15 protein-coding genes, 3 pseudogenes and 3 other annotated features (1 of these 21 only partly in view) are annotated in these 21,831 nt (G+C 35.0%); of the genes and pseudogenes, 12 read left to right on the forward strand and 6 right to left on the reverse strand.

The window, feature by feature from the left end; translation table 11 throughout:
• Nucleotides 1-26: 26 nt before the first annotated feature.
• Both lsrK and ACUN0F_RS18360 read right to left on the reverse strand, forming a co-directional pair.
• Nucleotides 27-1,589 carry an autoinducer-2 kinase gene (gene lsrK / locus ACUN0F_RS18355; RefSeq protein WP_327986388.1) on the reverse strand — a complete coding sequence of 521 codons (1,563 nt, stop codon included), beginning with the start codon at nucleotides 1,587-1,589 and terminating at the stop codon, nucleotides 27-29.
• Nucleotides 1,589-2,521, reverse strand: coding sequence for a sugar-binding transcriptional regulator (locus tag ACUN0F_RS18360; protein ID WP_075307596.1), 933 nt, complete (start codon nucleotides 2,519-2,521; stop codon nucleotides 1,589-1,591). The genes lsrK and ACUN0F_RS18360 overlap by 1 nt, the downstream gene beginning before the upstream one ends.
• 197 nt (nucleotides 2,522-2,718) lie before the next feature.
• On the opposite strand from ACUN0F_RS18360, the gene ACUN0F_RS18365 reads away from it, so the two are divergent.
• The 4 genes from ACUN0F_RS18365 to lsrB are packed head-to-tail and all read left to right on the forward strand — an operon-like array spanning nucleotide 2,719 to nucleotide 7,176.
• Nucleotides 2,719-4,200 carry a sugar ABC transporter ATP-binding protein gene (locus tag ACUN0F_RS18365; RefSeq protein WP_445539888.1) on the forward strand — a complete coding sequence of 494 codons (1,482 nt, stop codon included), beginning with the start codon at nucleotides 2,719-2,721 and terminating at the stop codon, nucleotides 4,198-4,200.
• Entirely contained in the window at nucleotides 4,197-5,150 is a 954-nt protein-coding gene (locus tag ACUN0F_RS18370; protein WP_048566168.1) for an ABC transporter permease subunit, read from the forward strand. Before ACUN0F_RS18365 ends, ACUN0F_RS18370 begins: the two co-directional genes overlap by 4 nt.
• Nucleotides 5,147-6,136 carry an ABC transporter permease gene (locus ACUN0F_RS18375; RefSeq protein ID WP_264461807.1) on the forward strand — a complete coding sequence of 330 codons (990 nt, stop codon included), beginning with the start codon at nucleotides 5,147-5,149 and terminating at the stop codon, nucleotides 6,134-6,136. Before ACUN0F_RS18370 ends, ACUN0F_RS18375 begins: the two co-directional genes overlap by 4 nt.
• Nucleotides 6,133-7,176, forward strand: a complete 1,044-nt coding sequence (lsrB, locus tag ACUN0F_RS18380) for an autoinducer 2 ABC transporter substrate-binding protein LsrB (RefSeq protein ID WP_193672649.1) — start codon at nucleotides 6,133-6,135, stop codon at nucleotides 7,174-7,176. Before ACUN0F_RS18375 ends, lsrB begins: the two co-directional genes overlap by 4 nt.
• Nucleotides 7,177-7,222: 46 nt before the next feature.
• Here lsrB and ACUN0F_RS18385 read toward each other — a convergent pair whose 3' ends face one another.
• Complete coding sequence (locus tag ACUN0F_RS18385; RefSeq protein WP_000069156.1) at nucleotides 7,223-8,725, reverse strand: malate:quinone oxidoreductase; 1,503 nt, start codon at nucleotides 8,723-8,725, stop codon at nucleotides 7,223-7,225.
• A gap of 380 nt (nucleotides 8,726-9,105) precedes the next feature.
• Between ACUN0F_RS18385 and ACUN0F_RS18390 the strand changes: the two genes are divergently transcribed.
• A complete protein-coding gene (locus ACUN0F_RS18390) occupies nucleotides 9,106-10,152 on the forward strand; it encodes a DUF2332 domain-containing protein (RefSeq protein ID WP_445539889.1) in 1,047 nt (348 codons plus the stop codon).
• Between the two features lie 314 nt (nucleotides 10,153-10,466).
• On the opposite strand, the gene ACUN0F_RS18395 is transcribed toward ACUN0F_RS18390, so the two are convergent.
• Entirely contained in the window at nucleotides 10,467-10,847 is a 381-nt protein-coding gene (locus ACUN0F_RS18395; protein WP_445539890.1) for a VOC family protein, read from the reverse strand.
• Between the two features lie 179 nt (nucleotides 10,848-11,026).
• Here ACUN0F_RS18395 and ACUN0F_RS18400 point away from each other — a divergent pair, with 179 nt between their 5' ends.
• Nucleotides 11,027-11,518, forward strand: coding sequence for a nitroreductase (locus ACUN0F_RS18400; protein WP_075307578.1), 492 nt, complete (start codon nucleotides 11,027-11,029; stop codon nucleotides 11,516-11,518).
• 334 nt (nucleotides 11,519-11,852) lie between these two features.
• Nucleotides 11,853-13,427 carry a cell wall-binding protein EntB gene (gene entB / locus ACUN0F_RS18405; protein WP_445539891.1) on the forward strand — a complete coding sequence of 525 codons (1,575 nt, stop codon included), beginning with the start codon at nucleotides 11,853-11,855 and terminating at the stop codon, nucleotides 13,425-13,427.
• A 50-nt stretch (nucleotides 13,428-13,477) separates the two neighbouring features.
• On the opposite strand, the pseudogene ACUN0F_RS18410 reads toward entB, so the two are convergent.
• Nucleotides 13,478-13,998 (reverse strand): annotated as a pseudogene (locus tag ACUN0F_RS18410) (kinase).
• Between the two features lie 100 nt (nucleotides 13,999-14,098).
• Here ACUN0F_RS18410 and ACUN0F_RS18415 point away from each other — a divergent pair.
• The 3 genes and pseudogenes from ACUN0F_RS18415 to ACUN0F_RS18425 all read left to right on the forward strand — a co-directional run bounded on the left by ACUN0F_RS18415 (nucleotide 14,099) and on the right by ACUN0F_RS18425 (nucleotide 15,497).
• Nucleotides 14,099-14,404: pseudogene (locus ACUN0F_RS18415) on the forward strand (YfzA family protein).
• A 13-nt stretch (nucleotides 14,405-14,417) separates the two neighbouring features.
• Nucleotides 14,418-14,951, forward strand: a pseudogene (locus ACUN0F_RS18420) (GNAT family N-acetyltransferase); the annotation flags it as partial.
• A 15-nt stretch (nucleotides 14,952-14,966) separates the two neighbouring features.
• Nucleotides 14,967-15,497 carry a cysteine hydrolase family protein gene (locus ACUN0F_RS18425; protein WP_264461820.1) on the forward strand — a complete coding sequence of 177 codons (531 nt, stop codon included), beginning with the start codon at nucleotides 14,967-14,969 and terminating at the stop codon, nucleotides 15,495-15,497.
• Between the two features lie 211 nt (nucleotides 15,498-15,708).
• Here ACUN0F_RS18425 and ACUN0F_RS18430 read toward each other — a convergent pair whose 3' ends face one another.
• Nucleotides 15,709-16,146 (reverse strand): YndM family protein, encoded by a 438-nt coding sequence (locus tag ACUN0F_RS18430; RefSeq protein ID WP_001013096.1) that lies wholly within the window; start codon nucleotides 16,144-16,146, stop codon nucleotides 15,709-15,711.
• Nucleotides 16,147-16,326: 180 nt separating this feature from the next.
• On the opposite strand from ACUN0F_RS18430, the gene ACUN0F_RS18435 reads away from it, so the two are divergent.
• Together ACUN0F_RS18435 and ACUN0F_RS18440 are read left to right on the forward strand one after the other, a co-directional pair.
• A complete protein-coding gene (locus ACUN0F_RS18435; RefSeq protein ID WP_445539892.1) occupies nucleotides 16,327-19,806 on the forward strand; it encodes a DUF4020 domain-containing protein in 3,480 nt (1,159 codons plus the stop codon).
• Between the two features lie 107 nt (nucleotides 19,807-19,913).
• Nucleotides 19,914-20,150, forward strand: a binding site (T-box leader).
• 54 nt (nucleotides 20,151-20,204) lie between these two features.
• Nucleotides 20,205-20,440, forward strand: a binding site (T-box leader).
• 194 nt (nucleotides 20,441-20,634) lie between these two features.
• Nucleotides 20,635-21,711 carry a bifunctional 3-deoxy-7-phosphoheptulonate synthase/chorismate mutase gene (locus tag ACUN0F_RS18440; protein WP_001273578.1) on the forward strand — a complete coding sequence of 359 codons (1,077 nt, stop codon included), beginning with the start codon at nucleotides 20,635-20,637 and terminating at the stop codon, nucleotides 21,709-21,711.
• Nucleotides 21,712-21,720: 9 nt separating this feature from the next.
• Nucleotides 21,721-21,831 (forward strand) — a binding site (T-box leader); it runs 109 nt beyond the window's last position.

Here is a 21,831-nt window from a genome sequence, read left to right on the forward strand (position 1 = left end):
ACTTTTTCACTCCTTTATGTAATATGTTACAGAGCACCAGGCGCAATCCACATATGTGAGGTGAGCCCTTTATCAGCTAAAGCGAGTTGACTGTTATACACAGTTTTCCATGTTTCATAGAATTCTTTATATAGTTCATGATTTTCAGTAACTGGTTCAAATGTGTGCTCCCACTGTACAAACTGTTCAGCAGTTTCTTCCATAGCTGAATATATGCCAGCGCCAACTCCAGCAGCAATCGCAGTTCCTAAAGCAGCTGCTTCTTTCACAACAGGTACTTTTACAGGAATACCAAGGACGTCCGATAAAATTTGTGGCCATAGTTTTCCTTTAGCAGCACCGCCAGCAAAAATGACTTCAGAAGGGAATGTCCCTGTGAGAGTTTCTATTAATTTTAAGTTGCCAAGTGTAACGAAGGCAGCATTTTCTTCAATAGCACGGAACAGTTCTTTTTTTCCGCATTTGTTTGCATCTAAACTTAAATTTAAAAAAGAAGGTGCGGCATGACGCCAAGAAATGTAGTTCATAACATTTGAAAAGGTAGGGATAATGCCATGTGAACCAACAGGTACGTCTTTCGCTTGTTCTTCTAATAATTCATAAGCATCTACACCGAGTTTGTCAGCAAGTTTCTTTTCCTCATGGCAAAAAGCGTCTCGAAACCAGCGCATAACAAGGCCTGGGAAAAAGGCAATCGTTTCATATTGCCATAGGTTAGGTACGACGTGACAATTTACCCGAATGGAAGCATGTGGATCTGTTTTTGGTTCTGTAACATTGACTTCTTGCTGCCAAAAACTACCACCGCATATTAATGTTTGATTAGGCCTAACTACTCCTGTTCCGAGTGAGGCCATTTGAGCATCTCCGCCCCCGGCGACGACAGGAATTCCTTCACATAATTCAGTTAATGCTGCACACTCTTTTGTGACGTTGCCAATTACTGTACCCGCTTCATTTACTGTTGTTGAAAATGGTAACGTTAAACCGCACTCGATAGCGACATCGTTATCCCATACTCTATTTTGCAGGTCAAAAATACCGGATGTACATCCGTTTGAGGCATCGATTTGCAGCACGCCGCTTAATTTATATAAAATCCAATCGTTTAACATCGTAAAAGAATGAATATTGCTATAGACGTCTGGCTCATGTTTTTTTATCCAAAGTAGGCGGGGTAAAGCACCTAATGAAAAAGTTTGACCAGATTTAGTATATAAATCTTCTTCAAGATGTGACCGTATTTCTTTTAGCTCACTAACTTCAGTGGATGCGCGTCCATCAACATTTGCGCAAGCCCATATTTCTTGCCCATCTTTATCATATAAAACAAAACCTTCTCGCATACTAGTAGCGCTAATAGCTTGAATAGAAGAGGGCGAGACATTACTTCTTTGTAAAACTTCTTTCGTGCATTGTTGTACTAACTCCCAGTTTTCTATTACATCAAAATTCATAGAACCTGGGTAACGAGGATCCGTTTTATGAACCCATTCTTTTTGACTGACCGCAATTTGATTACCTAGTAAATCAAAAAGAACAGCTCGAATGCTTCCTGTACCAGCATCAAAAGCTAATAAATGAGACATTAACAATCACCATCCTTTCGTAATAAGGAGAGGGCCGTTTCCTCATCGGTAATTAATGTATGAATGAACTTTCCTTTTAAGGCACCATAAATTGCATCTATCTTTTCTATACCTCCAGCAACACCAACGACATGTTTCATTTTGCGCAGAATCGAGAGCGGCGTACCGATTAGTCGATTATGATGTGGGAGCTTTAATAAATCACCATTCGTATTATAAAACTGCCCTAAAATATCGCCAGCACCGTTTTGACTACGAATATATGTCATCTCACGTAGTGTTAATTTTTCTTCTTTTACAATAGTTGCATCTTGAGATATCCCGCCAATACCAACAACTGCCGTATGAGCAAGTGAAGCGACATGAAGCATATCTTTTACACTCGGTTCTGATAGAATCCTTTGTGCCATTTCGGTTGTAGATGCTAGAAACGGCGTAGGGATAATGTGAAGATCGCCTTGCATGTAGTGTAAATAGTTTTGTTTTCTTGGGAGATAGTGATTTACTCCTCCAGTTAGCGTTACAATTGAAAGATTAATAGAAGTTTCAAAATGAATGTTTTCTAGCATTTTGCTAATCGTTTCACCCCAGCCAATGCCGAGTAAATCGCCTTGTTGGAGCTGAGTTTCTAAATACTGTGCAGCAGCTTTTCCGAGAGAAGCGTGATAATTGTTTATTGGAGTAGGGATAATGAAAGCATCTTTTAAATGGAATTTTTTCATTAGGTCACGCTCAATACTTAAACAGTGTAAACCAGTCCCTTTTACGTGAAATGTAACGATACCTTCACTGCGCGCCTTATCTAATAATCGGACAACTTTATTTCTTGAAATGTGAAGAAGTGAAGCAATTTCCTGTTGTGTTAATTGGTCTTTATAATAGTACCAAGCTACTTTAGTTAATAAATTCTCTTCAAAGTTCAGCTGTGTCATACGCGTCATCCCTTTCAACAATTGACCACTGCTTAAACATATGTGCCATATATTTTGTTTATTCCAGTTGAAACGATTAATTGTCTGATGAAAAAAGTGTTCTAGATATGAAAAAAGAAATATACAATGCTACAAAACAAGTAGAACAAATAATCATTTTCTCAAAAAATGTTCTGGATGAAGGCAGGTGACATCATGTGGAGAACGTACCTTTATTACATGTAAAGAAAATGAGTAAGGCGTTTTCAAATCAACTTGTGTTAAAAGAGGTGAACTTACAAGTAGAGCGTGGCGATATATACGCTTTAGTTGGAGGAAATGGTGCTGGAAAATCAACATTAATGAAAATATTAACGGGGTTATATTCGTATGATAGTGGAGAAATGTATGTAAAAGGAATGAGGAAACAGTTTGTAAATCCGGAAAAAGCACACCGAGAAGGGATTTACTTAATACCACAAGAACCACTCATTTTTCCGCATATGACCATTGAAGAAAATATATGCATCGGACTAAAAGGGAAGAAAAAGGAATTAAAAGTAAAGATTCAGCAATTGATTGACAGTTTAAGATGGAATATTGACCTTAAAGAATTAGGAGGATCACTATCCATTGCGCAGCAACAGTTAGTAGAAATCGTTAGAGGATTAATACGGGAAGCCGAGATTCTTATTTTAGATGAGCCAACATCGACATTAACAACTCACGAAATAAAGAGTCTTTTTGTGCTGATGAAAAGTTTACAAGAAAAAGGAATTGGAATGATATATATTACGCATCGCTTTCCAGAAATCTTTGAAATTGCCAACAAAGTAGCGATATTACGTGATGGAATGATTGTAAGCCAAGGTGATGTATGTGACTATACATATGACATGCTAATGGAGGGGTTATTGCCGAAAGGGTATAAACAAGAAGAGAAAAGAGAAATAGTGCAAGAGACAAAAGAAACGAAAAAAATATTAGAAGTAATTGATATAACGAGTCACGCATTCGAAAATATATCATTTACTGTACATTCTGGGGAGATTGTAGGAATTGCTGGCATTGTTGGATCAGGCAGAACGGAATTAGCAAAAACCATATTTGGATTGAAGTCTATAAAATCAGGTTCTATTTTATTAGAAGGAAAATCAATTGATTCATGCTCTTTGCATAAAAGACTTAGCGAGGGATTAGTTTATGTGCCAGAGGATAGAGCAAGAAATGGTATTTTCTCAATTGCATCGGTTAAAGAAAATATGACTGCAGCAAGTTTACATCAGAATAGTCGCTTTTTCATTAACCAAGAAAAAGAAAGCGCTTTATTTAAGGCGTATATAGAACAGTTTCGAATTGTTGTACGAAGCATGGATGAAGTTCTAGCATCTTTATCGGGAGGTAATCAGCAAAAAGTCGTGCTTGCAAAATATCTTGCGTGTAATCCAAAAATTATTATTTTTGATGAACCGACTCGCGGAATTGATGCGAAAGCAAGGATTGAAGTATATGAGACGATAGAAAAAATGAAAAGGGAAGGACTCGCAATAATATTAATCTCTTCCGATGTTGAAGAAATCGTTCAATTAGTAAATCGTGTATATGTAATGCGAAATGGACAATTTGTTTCTCATTTAGAGAAACAAAATATGACTGTAGATGAAGTTACACGTCTTGCATACGGAGGTGTAACGGAATGAAACGTATGTATAAAATGCACGAAACATCTATCATACTATTATTACTCATTTACATTGCCATTGTCGGAATGATAAATCCAAGTTTCGTTCAGCTTAACTCGTTATCTTTAATGATGAAATCAAGTGTTATTTTAGTTGTGCTAGCAATTGGCCAATCGTTCGTCTTATTTACGAAAAATATAGACGTATCAGTCGGTTCAATTATGGGATTAAGCGCAGCTGTTTGCGGGATGTTGTTAACGGATGGATATCATGCATTTTTGTCCATACTTGCTGCTATTTTACTTGGCGCTATTCTCGGTTTTATAAATGGGATTGGCGTTGCGAAGTTTCGGGTACCAGCTATTATTATGACATTAGGTATGTTAGGGATCATTAGAGGTGCGATGTTAATTTTCACAGGCGGAAAGTGGATTGAAGACGTACCAAACAATTTTAAGAAACTGTCATCGATCGTCATACTTGGTTTGCCGATAATTGTATGGGTTGTTCTTATTATTTTATTACTACTATACTTCTTTTTAAGGAAAGTGCCATTCGGAAGATACTTTTATGCGGTAGGTGATAATGAAGATGGAGCGAGACTCATTGGTATACCTGTTAATAAAGTGAAGATATATGCGTTTATTATATCTGGCATAAGCGCTGCGCTCGCTGGTTGCATATTTGTCATGAATATCGGATTCGTTCCAAATCAAACAGGCACCGGGATAGAACTACAGGTTATCGCAGCTGCTGTACTAGGGGGAATTCATTTAAAAGGAGGAACGGGTTCTATAGTTGGAGCTGCATTAGGAGCAGTATTTTTAGAGGCGATTAGTAGTTCACTTGTCTTTTTAAAAATACCTGCGTTTTGGAATAATGCTATTTCAGGGTTTTTATTATTAGTAATCGTTATATTAGATAGTGTTATGAAAAAGTGGAAGGCGGAAAGGAGGATGAATCTATGAAGTATTTGTATAGATGGGAAGGTGTTCTAATTGTATTACTTTTTATAGAATTCATTCTCTTTAGTTTTATAAGTAGTGATTTCTTAAATATTAGTAATCTCCTTTTTAGTACAAATGATTTTCTATTTATAGCAATCGCAGCGATACCAATGACTTTCGTTATTGTAACAGGAGGAATTGACGTTTCTGTAGGATCTATTATGGGGTTAACTTCGATTATACTTGGTGTACTTTGGATGAATGGAATACCTATTTTGCTAGCGGTCATATTAGCTCTTTTAATCAGCTGTTTAGCAGGAGCTTTAAACGGATTCATTATAAAAATGACAGACGTAGAGCCACTTGTCGTTACACTCGGAACGATGTTTTTATACGGCGGAATTGCACTCGTCATTTCAGGAGGGGCAGGTGCTTCTGGATATGAAGGGATAAGTGGTTTACCTGACGCATTTGTACAACTTGCAAACGGTAGTTTTATAGGAATACCGAATTTATTATGGATTCTGATCGTATTAACAGTTTTATATACTATATTATTTCACCGTACTATATATGGGCGCCACGTAAAATTAACAGGTTCGAACGAAAATGCAGCAAAATACACTGGGATCAAAACGAAAAAAGTAGTCATTATCGCTTACATACTTTCCGGGTTAGGAGGTGGATTAGGGGGCGCTTTCTTAACTGCATATTTCGGTTCCGCACGTGCTGATATGGGAAGTGAAACGATTTTACCAATCATTACTGCAGTCGTATTAGGCGGGACACTTATTACAGGGGGAAAAGGAAGTATTATCGGTACTGTACTGGCGAGTATTTTTATTGGGTTAATGCAGTATGGCTTGCAAATGACGGGTTTAACAAATGAACAATCTAATGTAGTTATTGGTATTATTCTTATTCTTTCAGTTATTATGAGACATTTCAAATTACATCAATTCACACCGTGGAAAAGAAAGAACTTGCATAAGGGGGAAATGTCATGAAGAGAAAACTAGGGATTGTATTCATTGTATGCATTTGTTTAATCGGTTTAATCGCTTGCTCTAGTCAAACGGCAGATAAGAAAAGGGCAGATGATGTGAAATTTGCATTCATTCCGAAATTAACTGGAGTTGGCTTCTTTACATCGGGCGGTGAAGGAGCAAAAGAGATGGGAGATAAACTAGGTGTACAAGTGAAGTATGATGGACCGTCTGAAGCAAGCGTATCAGGGCAAGTGAAATATATAAACAACTTTATTAATCAAAACTATGATGCACTTATGGTCTCTTCTACGTCAGTAGATGGTTTATCACAATCATTACAACGAGCTAAGAAAAAAGGAATGACTGTTTTAACGTGGGATTCTGATGTGAATCCGAAAGACCGTTCATTTTATATAAGCCAAGGAACACCAGATCAACTTGCTAATTTATTAATTGAAATGACTTCCAAACAAATTGGGGATAAAGGAAAAGTAGCATTTTTTTATTCTAGTCCAACGGTAACGGATCAAAACCAATGGGTAACGAAAGCGAAAGAAATTATTAAAAAGAAATATCCGAACTGGGAAATTGTAACGACGCAGTACGGCGAAAATAATGCGCAAAAATCGTTATCTGTAGGAGAGAACATTTTAAAAACATATCCAGATATTAATGCAGTCATTTGCCCGGATGCAACGGCACTACCAGCGATGGCACAAGCAGCTGAAAACTTAAAAATGGATAAAAAAGTAGTCGTAACTGGTTTTTCCACACCAAACGTTATGCGTGATTACGTAAAACGTGGAACAGTACAACAATTTGGATTATGGGATGTAAAACAACAAGGTGCACTCGCAACGTATGTAGCAAATGAAATAGTAGTAAAAGGGAAGAAGTTAAAAGTAGGGGATAGTTTCGAAGTAAAAGGAATCGGAAAAGTGAAAGTAGAGCCAAACTCCATCCAAGGTTATGATTATGAAGCAGAAGGAAATGGAATTATAGTATTACCAGAGCGGGTTGTATTTACGAAAGAGAATATTGATAAATATAATTTTTAGTAACAAAAAAACGTCCGAATAAATCGGACGTTTTTTAATAACTTCTTTAATTATGAACCGTTTCTTTTTCATTTAATCCAAGCGTACGACCTGTAGAAGTGTGAAGGTCTTGGAACAATCTTGGATTTTCAGTTAGTGAAATGCCATAAGAAGGAATCATTTCTTTTATTTTTTCTTCCCATTCTACCATGCGGCTTGGGAAACATTTTTCTAATACTTCAAGCATGACGTGAACGGCAGTAGAGGCACCTGGTGAAGCACCTAGTAATGCAGCGATTGAGCCGTCAGCTGCACTGACAACTTCAGTACCGAATTGAAGTGTACCTTTACCGCCAGCATCAGTATCTTTAATTACTTGTACACGTTGCCCAGCAACTACAATATCCCAATCTTCACTTTTCGCGTTCGGAATGAATTCGCGTAATTCTTCCATACGTTTTTCGTGAGATAACATAACTTGCTGAATTAAGTATTTTGTTAATCCCATTTCTTTTACACCAGCAGCTAACATCGTTAAGACGTTATTTGGTTTTACAGAACCAATTAAGTCAAGGTTTGAGCCAGTTTTTAAGAACTTAGGAGAGAACCCTGCGAACGGTCCAAATAGTAAAGCTTTTTTATTGTCTATATATCTCGTATCAAGGTGAGGTACAGACATTGGCGGAGCGCCAACTTTAGCTTTACCATATACTTTCGCATGATGTTGCTCGACAACTTTTTGGTTTTTACATACCATAAATAGTCCACTTACAGGGAATCCACCAATATGTTTTGATTCAGGAATACCAGTCTTTTGTAGTAGAGGTAGACTACCGCCACCGCCGCCGATAAAGACGAATTTTGCAGTGTGATGCTCAATTTTACCACTATTCATATCGTGTACTTTTACTTCCCATAAACCATTCTTTGTGCGTTTAATATTTTCGACACTATGTTTGTAGTTTAGCTCGACATTTTTCGTTTGTAAGTAATCAAACAACATACGTGTTAATGCACCGAAGTTAACATCTGTTCCAGAATCAATCTTCGTTGCAGCCATCGGTTCGTTAGGTGTACGTCCTTCCATAATGAGTGGAAGCCATTTTTTTAATGTTTCAGGAGCATCGGAAAATTCCATACCTTGAAACAGTGGATTTTTTGAAAGCGCTTCAAAACGGTTTTTTAGAAACTCAACATTTTTTTCACCTTGTACTAAACTCATATGAGGTAGAGGCATAATGAAATCTTGTGGATTACGAATTAATTTACTTTTTACAAGATATGCCCAAAATTGTCTTGAAAGCTGGAATTGCTCATTCACTTTTACAGCCTTACTAATATCTATAGATCCGTCAGATTTTTCGGAAGTATAGTTCAGTTCGCATAGCGCAGAATGCCCTGTACCTGCATTATTCCATTCATTAGAGCTTTCTTCCCCGGCACTTGCGAGTTTTTCAAAAACTTTAATTTCCCATTCAGGTGCTAATTCTTTTAGTAATGAGCCTAACGTTGCACTCATAATTCCTGCACCAATTAAGATAACGTCTGTTTTTTGCTGCATGTTGCTCATGATAATCTCTCCATCCCCTATATTGGCAAAAAAGAGTAGGTGTTTTCTATGTCTAAGCCGTAAAAGAGAAACACCGCCTAGGCCCCACCTAGGTATTTACCTTTTTTGTCTCAATTGTATAACCATCTCATACTCTATTATAATAATTAATAGACTAAAATATCTAGTGTTATCTGATAATTTTAAACTATTTAACGTTTTATTCGCCAAAAATCTTATTTAACAAGCTCTTTTAAGGTGATAAATAGAAAAAAATTACAGTTTGAAATTATCCCGGAAAAGCTTACGTATCGTAGAATGGGTAGAAAGGATACCTTTTTATGGAATTTTACCCCTAATAATAGTGTGATTATTCTGTAAAATTAAAAGGAGGGATACCAATGCGTACACAAGAACAAATCGCAAACTTATTTCGAAATTTTTCAATAAAAGAATGTAAAGGGTCAAGTGACTTATATGAATACTTAGCAATAAAAATAGCTGAAGATGAGGAAGTACTTACACTATCTTCCTACGCTCAAGTAGGCCAACCAATTCCAAACTTATTATTAGGTGCTGTACATTATTTATTACTATCAGGGAAAGAACATCATTTAAAAATGTATTACAGTAGCTTAGTTGAAAATGCTAACACGGATTTAAATCAAACTTTTGATTATTTTAAAGATTTCTGTAAAACGTATCGAGAAGAAATCATTACCTTATTACAAACGAAACTCGTTCAAACGAATGAAGTAAGGCGATGTGCGTACTTATACCCAAGTTTTTGTTACATATTTAATAAAGTGAAAAAACCATTAGCGTTAATTGAAATTGGGACAAGTTCTGGATTACAACTGTTCTGGGATCAATATAGCTATTCGTATGGAACAGATGTAACATACGGAAATATAAACTCGAATGTGCATGTAACTTCTGAAATAAGAGGAGAGAATGTGCCTCATTTTCTAAAAGAAAGTCCATCTGTCGCAGAAAGAATCGGACTAGATTTACATGTAAATGATTTACATAGTAATGAAGATTATTTGTGGCTACGTGCACTCATTTGGCCAGAGCATAAAGAAAGACTTGAAATGTTTGACCAAGCAGCATCTTTAGTAAAAAATGAATCTGTTCAATTAATAGAAGGAGACGGTGTGGAGCTATTGCCATCTATTATTGAACAAATAAGTGAAGATGCTGTAATCTGTATTTTCCACACACACGTCGCAAATCAAATACCTGAACAAATAAAACATAAGTTAGAAAAACAAATACAAGAAATCGGCGCAAAACGTGATGTATTTCACCTATATAACAACATGTGGGACCGGGACCTTCATATTGATTATTATATTAACGGAAATGAATATCGTGAATCGGTTGGAGAAACAGAAGGGCATGGGAGATGGTTTAGTTGGAAGCTTGGAAATGAGACGCTTATTTAGATTAATAGGGACACTCTCACATTTAAAAGATGAGGAAATAGGTTTAAGCATTGACTAAACGGCTAAGGAATAAATTTATTATTCCTATACAAAAAATGCTTCGGAGAAATCCTAAGCATTTTTTGAATTACATTCAAATCCCATAATGAATCATATACTTTATAACAGCTGAATAGTTGATGATTTTCATGGCGCCATTACTTCTTTATTGGATACGAGCTGGAAAGATAAATTAAAATCTGTTTCTTCAAATTTAGCTTTTGTATAATACTCCTCCAAACTAATTTTCATTTGTTCTTCAGAAAAAAGATAAATTAAATCGTAATTTCAATTTGATTACCTTCAGGATCGCTTATCACACTTTCGTAATAGCCATCTCCAGTGAAACGTGGTCCATTTAATAAAGGATAACCATCATTTTTTAATGTTGTAGTTAATTCATTTACGCGTTCTTCACTACCGACAGAGAAAGCCATATGAGCATAGCCAGTTATGTTAAGGTTAGGCTCGTTTTCTATACCTTTTTTACGCATAATTTCAAGTCTTGCACCAGATTCGAACGTAATAAAATAAGATTCAAATTGTTTTGCTTTATTGTGATATAAAGAGTTCGCTTTACCATTAAAGTACTTTGTATAAAAAGAACGCATTAATTCTAAATCATTTACCCATATTGCAATATGTTCTATTTTCATAGTTTTCACCAATCCTTACTTAACTAATTTGGCTTTCACTTTATAAAAATTGTTTTTGCATTGCAAGAATTTTGATTGGGTGTTAAAGGTGTTATTAATTTTTGGTTATTTGTGAGCATACAATATGTAATTAAGTAAAGGAGAAGCATAGTAATTAAAGAAAAAGGTGAATGAAGCATATGAATCCATTTGAGCAAATGATGTACGTTGGTGTCATTATGTCTATTGTACTATCTGTAATGATTTTAGGATCTTTATATTATAATCCTCGTCTTTCGTTAACTGAATATCCGAAAGATATTCAAAAGGTAGTTTTTCCAAAATCGATTCATGAAAAAAAGCAAACAATCTACTTTAATATTGCATATAATGCTATTCTTTTCGGTACGCCTGTCGTTTCTACATATATACTACATAAACATGAAAAATTATTATATGTTGATGCCTATTTACATACTTTTGGTATTTTAATGATTTTCAATTTAGTAGATTTGTTTATAATTGATTGGCTAATCTTTTGCTGGATTACCCCAAGATTTGTTGTTATTCCTAGTACAGAAGGCATGAAGGGATATAAAGATTATAAGTTTCATTTAAGAGGGGCTATAGTCGGTACAAAATTTTTAGCAATCGTAAGTTTGTTTTTGGCAGGAATTGTGACAACTATTTAGTATGAAGAGTTTATAGAAGATAGTGAGATTTATCCCGCGTTAACGGACAGTAAAACTCCCACCTCAAAATTCAGTTGGAGCAAAGAAGTTAGGTGGGAGATCAACTGTCCGTAAACGTCCGATTGGTTCAACTAATAATCATTGGGGGATGAACAAAACCCCCAATGATTAAAGTTTCACTTTATAATATATAGAATTAAAAATGAGAATTTGATAGTATTGGAGTAAGGAGTTTTAATAGCAGTATATTAAGTCGTATTAATATACTGTTACAAATGCTTTCCTAATTTTATGGAAGTATTTGATAGAATTCAAAAAAATAATGGAGGCTAATATGAAAAAAATAATTGGCGCAGCAACAGCAACTGTTTTTGGATTGGGAGCATTTACTACAACTGCTACCGCAGAAACAATCGTAACAGCAGATGTACTCAACGTACGTGAAAAACCGACTACTGAATCAAAAGTTGTCAAAAAAGTAAAAGAAGGAGAAAAGTTAAAGGTTATACATACGGAAGAAGGATGGTCCAAAATTGATTTAAATGGTAAAGAAGTGTTTGTAAGTGCGGAGTTTACAAAAGATGTGTATTATGTAACAGCGAATTTGTTAAATGTCCGTTCTGATGCAAGTACAGAATCAGAAATACTTGGCAGACTAAAAACAAATGATGTAATTGAATCAACGCATCAAGTAAAAGACGGTTGGTTACAATTTGAGTATAAAGGAAAAACAGCTTATGTTAATGTTTCTTTCCTATCAAGTACAGCACCAGTTGAAAAAACAGCTAAAGAGAAAACGAAGCAAGTAGCGAAAGTACACAAAACAGCTAAAGCTAAGGATGAAGTTAAAGCACAAAAGATAGCAAAGCCTAAGGAAGAAGCGAAAGTACAAAAAGTAACAAAGTCTAAGGAAGAAGTGAAAGTACAAGAAGTAGTAAAGCCTAAGGAAGAAGTGAAAATACAAGAAGTAGTAAAGCCTAAGGAAGAAGTGAAGGTACAAGAAGTAGTAAAGCCAAAAGAAGAAGTGAAAGTACAAGAAGTAGTAAAGCCAAAAGAAGAAGTGAAAGTACAAGAAGTAGTAAAGCCAAAAGAAGAAGCGAAAGTACAAGAAGTAGTAAAGCCAAAAGAAGAAGCGAAAGTACAAGAAGTAGTAAAGCCAAAAGAAGAAGTGAAAGTACAAGAAGTAGTAAAGCCAAAAGAAGAAGTGAAAGTACAAGAAGTAGTAAAGCCAAAAGAAGAAGTGAAAGTACAAGAAGTAGTAAAGCCTAAGGAAGAAACGAAAGTACAAGAAATAGTAAAGCCTAAAGAAGACGTGAAAGCCCAAGAAGAAGCAAAAGCTAAGGAAGAGGCCGAAGCAAGGGAAATAGCAAAGGCTAAAGAAGAAGAGAAAGCAAGAGAAATAGCAAAGGCTAAAGAAGAAGAGAAAGCAAGGGAAATAGCAAAGGCTAAAGAAGAAGAGAAAGCAAGGGAAATAGCAAAGGCTAAAGAAGAAGAGAAAGCAAAGGAAATAGCAAAAGCAAAAGAAGAAGAGAAAGCAAGAGAAATAGCAAAGGCTAAGGAAGAAGCAAAAGCAAGAGAAGAGTCTAAAAATAACATACAGTCTGCTAAACGTGAATTAACGGTAGTTGCGACAGCATATACTGCTGATCCAAGTGAAAATGGTACATATGGTGGACGTGTTTTAACTGCGACGGGGCATGATTTAACGGCTAATCCGAATATGAGAATTATCGCAGTAGATCCGAAAGTAATCCCATTAGGATCTAAAGTATGGGTAGAAGGTTATGGCGAAGCAATTGCTGGTGATACTGGAAGTGCTATTAAAGGAAATCGTATTGATGTTTTAATGGGCTCAAAAAGTAAAGCTATGAATTGGGGAAGACAAACTGTTAAAGTTAAAATTCTTTAATAAATAAAGTTATCTAGATAGAAGTCAGTTCTCTTTATTGAGACTGGCTTTTATTTTTGTATCGCAACATCAGTAAGAATCGCATTAAATATATCTTTTTGCGTGAATGTATCTGTAAAAATAGTTTCTCGAGCAACTTCAATTGTATCGTGCGGATTATACCATTTTTGTAGGGAACCCTCACCAAATTCATATCGTTTGTCCCTTGTGTTATGTCGTCGAATCGTTTCTTTTAATGATAAATCAAAGTAATATGTATATGCCTTTCCTTCAAAAAAATGTATTAACTCTTTTAGCATTTCACCGTATCTACGACTGTTTAAAATACCTTCTAAAATAACAAACTCACACTTTCCTTTTCCGTACTTCGTAATTTCAAATAGTAGATCATGAGATAAGTTCCCCATCGTATCATGTACGCTAAGCATATCTCTACGTACAACATCCTGCGATACTAAAAGTGTACCTTGTCCGAAATGTTCTTGTAGTTGCTTTACGATTGTTGTTTTACCACTTGCAGAGTTTCCTCTAAGAATGATTAAAGTGGATGTAGTAATATAGGATTAGACATAATGAATTCCCCCAGCGTGAATGATTATATAGAAGATTTTAACAAATGAAGTAAAGAAAGTGTATACTCAATATGATGGATATTTAAAGGAGGGGGCTAGATGGAAGATACATTAAAGAATACACACCCTATATAGAAACGGACATGGTTTCGTTATTTAGGGGCATTTATAATTGTTCAATTACTATTTATTATGTGTGAGAGTACAGGATGTGCACCAAATTTTAAGCCAAGTGGAGAGTTTTTAAATAGAATTTTACATTCCCGATTTTTCACGGAAGGGTTCACTCCATATGAAATTCCTCATTTTAATGTGTTTACAGCTCTTTTTGCGATTACATTGTTACCATATGCACTAATAGGTGCAATGAAAGATTTCACAACAAGAAAAAATATAAATAATTAAAAAGAGGTATTATATGCTATTTCAAAAAGATAATATATCGATTAGATACGTAATAGAAGAGGATGCATCAATCATTTCAAAATGGTTAACAGACCCAGAAGTCTTGCGGTATTACGAAGGACGCGATAATCCGCAATCTGTAGAAATGGTACTGAATCATTTCATACATAATCCAAATAGTCATGAAAAAAGATGTTTAATAGAGTTTGATGCTGTTCCAATTGGTTACATACAAATGTACCCAATTGATTCTGAGTGGAAAACATTATATGGCTATGAAGAATCACAAAATGTATGGGGAATGGATCAATTTATCGGAGAGCTGACTTATTGGGGAAAAGGAATTGGAACGAAACTCGTTCAGGCAGCAATTACATATATTATGGAGAACACGGGAGCAGAAGCAATCGCAATGGATCCGAAAGTAAATAATGAACGTGCGATAAAATGTTATGAAAAATGCGGCTTTAAAAAAGTGAAGATATTAAAGGAACATGAGCTGCATGAGGGGAAATTAGAAGATTGTTGGATGATAGAATACAAACAAAGGGAGCTGCGCGAAATGAAAAAAGCATTACTAGTAATTGATGTGCAAGCAGGTATGTATACAGCAGGAATGCCAGTACATAATGGGGAAAAGTTTTTAGAAATATTGCAAGAGCTTATTGGGGAATGCCGTTCAAATGATATTCCGGTTATTTATGTCCAACATAATGGACCGAAAAATCACCCGTTAGAAAAAGGTACAGATGGCTGGAAGATCCATGCGACAATTGCACCGCAAGAAGGAGATCTCATTGTTGAAAAGACAACACCAGATTCATTCCATAAAACAAACTTAAGCGAAGTGTTACAAGAGAAAAGAATTGAACACGTTATTCTTTCGGGAATGCAAACAGAGTATTGTGTAGATACGACAACGCGCAGAGCATGTAGTGAAGGATATAAAGTAACGTTAGTAAGTGATGCACATAGTACGTTTGATACAGAAGTATTACGTGCTGAAGATATTGTGAAACATCATAACGCCGTATTAGGAGCGTTTGCAGATGTTGTTGCATTAAAAGATTTGAAAGTTGCTGCTTCTAAATAAGAGGCAGTTTTTTATTTAGAGGAAACAGTGTCAAATATTGTAGGTAAATCGATATTCTTTGTCGAAACGTCGATATATTGTAAAAATCGTTGATATATTTCAAGTTACGATAGATATATTTGAAAAATCGTCGATATAATTTCACGCACCATAATGAAAACACACAAAAGGAGCACCACATAATTAAAAAGGGCGCTCCTGCATCAAAATGTCATTTCTTCTTATCTTTATCCAATACATTCTGTTCTTCAGCAAATTCCGTACCATATGCAAAGCGGCGATTAATATGAATGTTATCGTTGTTGTGCCTTGTGTGTGAGTTAGAAAAGCGATGAACGATTACTTCAGATAATGTAAAGACAGTAGCGGAAAGGAAACTACCCCATGCAATTTGCATGTAATTGTCTAATAAAATATTACCGAAAATCCATACGCTTAAATACGTTAGTAAGAAATCCGACATAATGGCACCGGTATTACCTATTCGGTTTAATATGATTTTATCGACGAACATATAGGAAACGATTGTAACAAAGAGACTAAATGAAATAATTTGGACAAACGTTGCAGGGAAAAATAAAGCGAGTCCAATACTAAATGCGATAATGCACGATATAAATTTGATAAGTACTACAGTAAAACCATTCAATATTTACACCTCCGATTTATACATAGTTTTACAATAAATTTAGGAGTTCATACATTGTAACGAATATATTTACATAAAACTTTTTCACGTTCGTTTTTTGTCTAAATATTAAAAAAACAAAGAAAAAATGTTATAGTAAAATGAGAGTATATGACATTTTTAGGTAAGGGGGAATCCATGATGTGGATTACTTCAGAAGTAGAAATTCCAGAGGAGTTAATTGATCATCTTGAACAAGGAAAGTTAGTACTATTTGTTGGAGCGGGAGTTTCTATGAAAGGGAAATCAAACTTACCGAATTTTGATGATCTAGTTGATGAGATTGCGAAAACGTTATATGTAGAAACGCGTGAAATAACAGAACCTCATGATTATTATCTTGGTAAAATTGCGAAAACAAAAGATGTACATCAAGTTGCAAGAGATTTAGTTCATATTGAAAAATCAAAGCCGAATCCGCTTCATTATGCGATTCCGAGGTTGTTTCCTTTAGATACGGAAGTCCGCATTGTCACGACAAATTTTGATCGGCATTTTACAACTGCGATGAAAGAAATGAATAGAGAATTAAACGTATATTACGCACCTGCGTTACCTACAGGTAGAGCGTTTAAAGGACTCGCTTACATACATGGCAATATAGAACAAGAAAAAGAAGCTTTAATTTTAACAGATGGTGATTTTGGAAGGGCTTACTTGACCGAAGGCTGGGCAAGAAGGTTTTTAGTTGATTTATTCTCGAATTATACTGTTTTATTCGTTGGATATAGCCATAATGACCCAGTAATGAAATATTTGGCTACTGGTTTACCGCCAAGTACAAGGCGTTATGCATTTGTTGCACAAGGGGAAAATACGTATCATTGGGAGCATTTAGGAATACGGCCGATTGTATACCCGAATAAAGGTAATAATCATCAATCTCTTGTTAAAGCAGTGAAGCGATGGGCGGAATTAATGGGAGATAATTATATTACAAAACGAATGCGGATTCGTGACATAGTAACAGTTCCACCGTCAGTAGAGCAGGAACAATTATCATACATAAAACAATCCATAAAAAAAATTGAAACAGTCCGCTATTTTGTTGAATTTGCTCATGATTATGAATGGGTGGAATGGCTTGAAGCAGAAGGGAAATTACAAAATTTATTTTTAGTTACATCAAACGATAATGAGGTAGATGAATTACTTGCAGAATGGTTGGTGGAACAATTTCTTTTTAGTCATCAAAAAGAATTATTTCAATTAATTTTTAAAAATCATTCTAAAATATCTCCGTTATTATGGAGAACAATTTGTAGCTACTTAAACGAAACGAAAATTAAAATGGACCCGTTGTTGTTTGCAAGATGGACGCTTCTTTTATTAGAAACAGCTGAAAAAGATAGTAAATCTATTGAAAAAATTTCTTGCTTACTGCAAAAATGTTCTTTTCCTGAGCATAAAGAAATTGCTTTATTATTACTAACGTTTATTTTGGACGGAAAACTGAAATTGAAGCGGGAAAGAAAATGGGGAAATGATACGCAAGAATCAATAGAACTTGAGGAATCGAGTCGTTTACCAGTGTCTACATTTTCTTATGTGGAGCAAATTTGGAATGAGAAGATGAAACCTCATATTTCCTATTACGCCGTACCAATTATGATGATGGGAATAGAGAAGATGCGAATGTTATCACTACGACAAACGGCACTGAAAAAAAAGGATAAGGAAAATGTTGAAAAAGAGTTTCAGCAAAATGATCTTGCATTTTTAATTCAAATTGTAAAAGAGTGTTTAGCTTATTTGTGTGAAAATAATGAAAAAAAAGCAAATTATTATATTACAGAAATGATAGAAGCAAACAGCATGCTTCAGAACCGAATTGCAATTGATGCGATGAATAAAAATATATTCGTTAGCGCCGATGCCAAAATGAAATGGTTGTTACAGGAAGGACTTCTTTTAGATGTCACGTATAAACACGAAGTTTTTCAACTTATAAAAAATCATTTCGCACACTCTTTAGAAGAAACAAAGGAAGAGGTTATTCAAATTGTATTGAAGGACCTTGCAGAGGAGAGAGCATTTGATGTTTGTTTAGTTTTAGATTTGTTATTCACTTGTGATTCGAATAGTCCATCTACAGCAAAAGGTTATGAGTTAATGAAGCAAAAACATCCTCACTTTCATTCTGATCGATATAGTGTACAAAAGAAAGAGACGGCAGATCAAAGTATTACTTGTAATGTAACTGCTGATGGATTATTGCAGTTGAAAGACGATGAAATTATGAAGCAAGTTCGTCAATTTTCTCAAGATGGTGTTTTTGAACAACGCCATTTTTTAGAGATGTTATCGAAAGCATGTAAGTTGAATACAGAATGGAGTATTTCATTTGCCTATCAATTAGTTGGTATGCACGAAATAAGTAATGAAGTATGGTTTGTTTGTATTAGAGAGTGGCGAAATAATCGAGGATTGACAAATGAACAAATCCAAAAAGTAATTCCGCTATTACAGAAATTTGTTAGAAATACTGCTTTTCATTGGTTAATTAGTAGCTTTCTATATGAGATTAGTAATCGATTAGAAGAGTTAGAGGAAAATAGTATACGCAATGTGAAACGTTTTGCTTTTTCGGTATTCCCTCAAGTAATGAAAAGTGATACAGATTTTAAACTTGGAAAACAAGATTTTTACAATGAATCAATCCAGCATCCTGTTGGGAAAATGACAGCTGTATTATTAAAACTGTTATCATATGATCATTTATACGATCGTAACGTGTATGAATATTTATTTTTATTTGAAGAACAAGTAAGAGTTAGTACAGAACGGACAAATTTTATGTTAGCTCGTTTAGTAGCGGATATAACATTTCTTTATCATATTGAGAAACAATGGTGCCGAAAATATTTGCTACCGTGCTTAGATTTAAAGAAAGAAAATGAGATTACGAAATATGCATGGGCAGGCTTATGTTACACGCAAATCAATTTACCTTTATTTACAGAGATGAAGCGATTTATTAAGTATGCGGTAGAACATTTGGAAGTATTGCATCCGCATACGAGGGAAGCTTTCTTGAAATGGCTTAGTTTTGTATTTATTAAATGTGTACTGTATTGGGAGCAAAAAACGGATTGGCTATACCCATTGCTTATACAAGAAAATGAAGAAAATAAAATTAAATTTATGCAGTTTTTATGCTATTACGTCAAAACGTTAAGTGCAAAAGAACAACAAAAATTTTGGGCATCTTGGCTCAGTGTATTTTTGCGAGAGCGACCGAAAATGGGTGAAATCACAGCTAGAGAATATGTAATGCTTTTGCGTATTATTTTATTTATGGATGAAATAGTAGAAAGAGGATTATCTATAATAAAAACATTTTCAGGTTTGGTTGGAAAAGGGAATCAAACGGAGTTAAAACAGTTGTTTAATGAAATACTTGAAAAGACAGAGAGTATAAAAATGTATAAAGAATTGTATGGAAATGTATTTTTCACTTTACTACAAACGCTTCAAGAAGCCGATTTACTTGAAACTGAAATCATTCAAATAAAAGAAATATTAATCCAGTATGGAGTAGAAAAATATGTATTAAATGCAATAGATAATGAGATAATTCGCATCGGAATTGTTATGGATAATTTACAAGAAGAAATATAGGGCGGAAGTGGAATTTTAAAAAATATATAAAAAGTTGTTGACAGTGTTTTGAAAAGCGTTCTATAATACGAATCATACTTATTCAATTTCAAAAACATTTGAATAAACAAAGTGCAATGAAGAGATCACAGTAGTGGTTAATCTTACTGTAACAGAGAGCTGGTGGTTGGTGTGAACCAGTACAGGGATAATCATGAATTACAGTCTTGGAGCATCTTTTTCGTAGTAAAGATAGTATTGTCTTTATGAAGAAAAAGCGGTCAATTGATCGTTAACAGTGAAGAGAGGTAGACGGAAAGTTAGTCTACAACTAGGGTGGTACCGCGATAAATATCGTCCCTACTGATTTATTCAGTAGGGACTTTTTGTATTTTAGTGGTCCAACTTGAAAATTAAATATATATGCGTTGAAAGGAAAAGCAGTAGTTGTTGTTTCCCTGTAACAGAGAGCTGGTGGTTGGTGCGAACCAGTACAAAAACAAGAGCGAATTACAGTCCTAGAGCATCTTTTTCGTAGTAAAGATAGTATTGTCTTTATGAAGGGAAAGACGGTCAGATGATCGTTAACAATGAAGAGAGGTAGACGAAATAAGTCTACAACTAGGGTGGTACCGCGATAAATATCGTCCCTACTGATTGGATCAGTAGGGATTTTTTGTACAAAAAAGTGGGTTTTGATTGAGTTGATAATGTCCTTATAGTAAGTATTCGTTTAAAATAAGAAGAGGTATCGATTCCACTTAAATTTTGTATAATTTATCAGTTCAGAAAATAGAGAATTTTTCATTCTCTTACTATACTTTTTAAACATTAGAGGAGGATTTCCAAATGGCAAATCATGAATTAGATCAATTACGTAAACAGGTAGATGAAATTAACTTACAACTATTACACCTTTTAAACAAACGTGGTGAAATCGTTCAAAAAATTGGAGAGCAAAAGCAAGTACAAGGTACGAAACGTTTTGATCCAGTACGTGAGCGTGAAGTACTTGATATGATCGCAGAGCATAACGAAGGACCATTCGAAACGTCAACAGTTCAACACATTTTCAAAACAATCTTCAAAGCTAGCTTAGAATTACAAGAAGATGATAACCGTAAAGCATTACTAGTATCACGTAAAAAGAAACAAGAAAATACAATCGTTAATGTAAAAGGTGAATTGATTGGAAACGGAACACAAACGTTCATCATGGGACCTTGTGCGGTAGAAAGCTTAGAGCAAGTTCGCCAAGTAGGGCAAGCGATGAAAGACCAAGGCCTAAAATTAATGCGCGGTGGTGCTTTCAAACCAAGAACATCTCCATACGATTTCCAAGGTTTAGGAGTAGAAGGATTACAAATTTTACGCCAAGTAGCAGATGAGTTCGACTTAGCGATCATTAGTGAAATCTTAAATCCGAACGATGTTGAAATGGCATTAGACTACGTTGATGTAATTCAAGTTGGTGCACGTAACATGCAAAACTTCGATTTATTACGAGCTGTAGGTAAAGTTAACAAGCCAGTATTATTAAAACGTGGATTAGCAGCAACAATTGATGAGTTCATTAACGCAGCTGAGTACATCATTGCACAAGGTAACGACCAAATTATTCTATGTGAGCGTGGTATCCGCACATACGAAAGAGCGACACGTAACACATTAGACATTTCAGCAGTACCGATTTTAAAGAAAGAAACACATTTACCAGTAATCGTTGACGTAACGCATTCAACTGGACGCAGAGATTTATTATTACCAACAGCGAAAGCAGCGCTTGCAATTGGCGCAGATGCAGTAATGGCTGAAGTACACCCAGACCCAGCGGTTGCATTATCAGATTCTGCACAACAAATGGATATTCCAGAATTCCATAGATTCATGGATGAGTTAAAAGGTTTCAAAAATAAATTATCTTAATTCCATATCATATATGCGCTGAAGAGGAAACAGTAGTGCTTATCTCACTGTTAAAGAGAGCTGATGGTCGGTGTGAATCAGTACAAAGATAAGCATGAATTACAGCCTTGGAGCATCTTT

The organism is Bacillus sp. 1A (assembly GCF_052682215.1).

Bases quoted from the DNA above. Each gene is read 5' to 3' on its own strand.
- ACUN0F_RS18360 (WP_075307596.1), bottom strand. From the start codon at position 2,521: ATGACACAGCTGAACTTTGAAGAGAATTTATTAACTAAAGTAGCTTGG.
- ACUN0F_RS18370 (WP_048566168.1), top strand. From the start codon at position 4,197: ATGAAACGTATGTATAAAATGCACGAAACATCTATCATACTATTATTA.
- ACUN0F_RS18440 (WP_001273578.1), top strand. From the start codon at position 20,635: ATGGCAAATCATGAATTAGATCAATTACGTAAACAGGTAGATGAAATT.
- ACUN0F_RS18375 (WP_264461807.1), top strand. From the start codon at position 5,147: ATGAAGTATTTGTATAGATGGGAAGGTGTTCTAATTGTATTACTTTTT.
- ACUN0F_RS18385 (WP_000069156.1), bottom strand. From the start codon at position 8,725: ATGAGCAACATGCAGCAAAAAACAGACGTTATCTTAATTGGTGCAGGA.
- entB (WP_445539891.1), top strand. From the start codon at position 11,853: ATGAAAAAAATAATTGGCGCAGCAACAGCAACTGTTTTTGGATTGGGA.
- ACUN0F_RS18425 (WP_264461820.1), top strand. From the start codon at position 14,967: ATGAAAAAAGCATTACTAGTAATTGATGTGCAAGCAGGTATGTATACA.
- ACUN0F_RS18400 (WP_075307578.1), top strand. From the start codon at position 11,027: ATGAATCCATTTGAGCAAATGATGTACGTTGGTGTCATTATGTCTATT.
- lsrB (WP_193672649.1), top strand. From the start codon at position 6,133: ATGAAGAGAAAACTAGGGATTGTATTCATTGTATGCATTTGTTTAATC.
- ACUN0F_RS18395 (WP_445539890.1), bottom strand. From the start codon at position 10,847: ATGAAAATAGAACATATTGCAATATGGGTAAATGATTTAGAATTAATG.
- ACUN0F_RS18390 (WP_445539889.1), top strand. From the start codon at position 9,106: ATGCGTACACAAGAACAAATCGCAAACTTATTTCGAAATTTTTCAATA.
- ACUN0F_RS18435 (WP_445539892.1), top strand. From the start codon at position 16,327: ATGTGGATTACTTCAGAAGTAGAAATTCCAGAGGAGTTAATTGATCAT.
- lsrK (WP_327986388.1), bottom strand. From the start codon at position 1,589: ATGTCTCATTTATTAGCTTTTGATGCTGGTACAGGAAGCATTCGAGCT.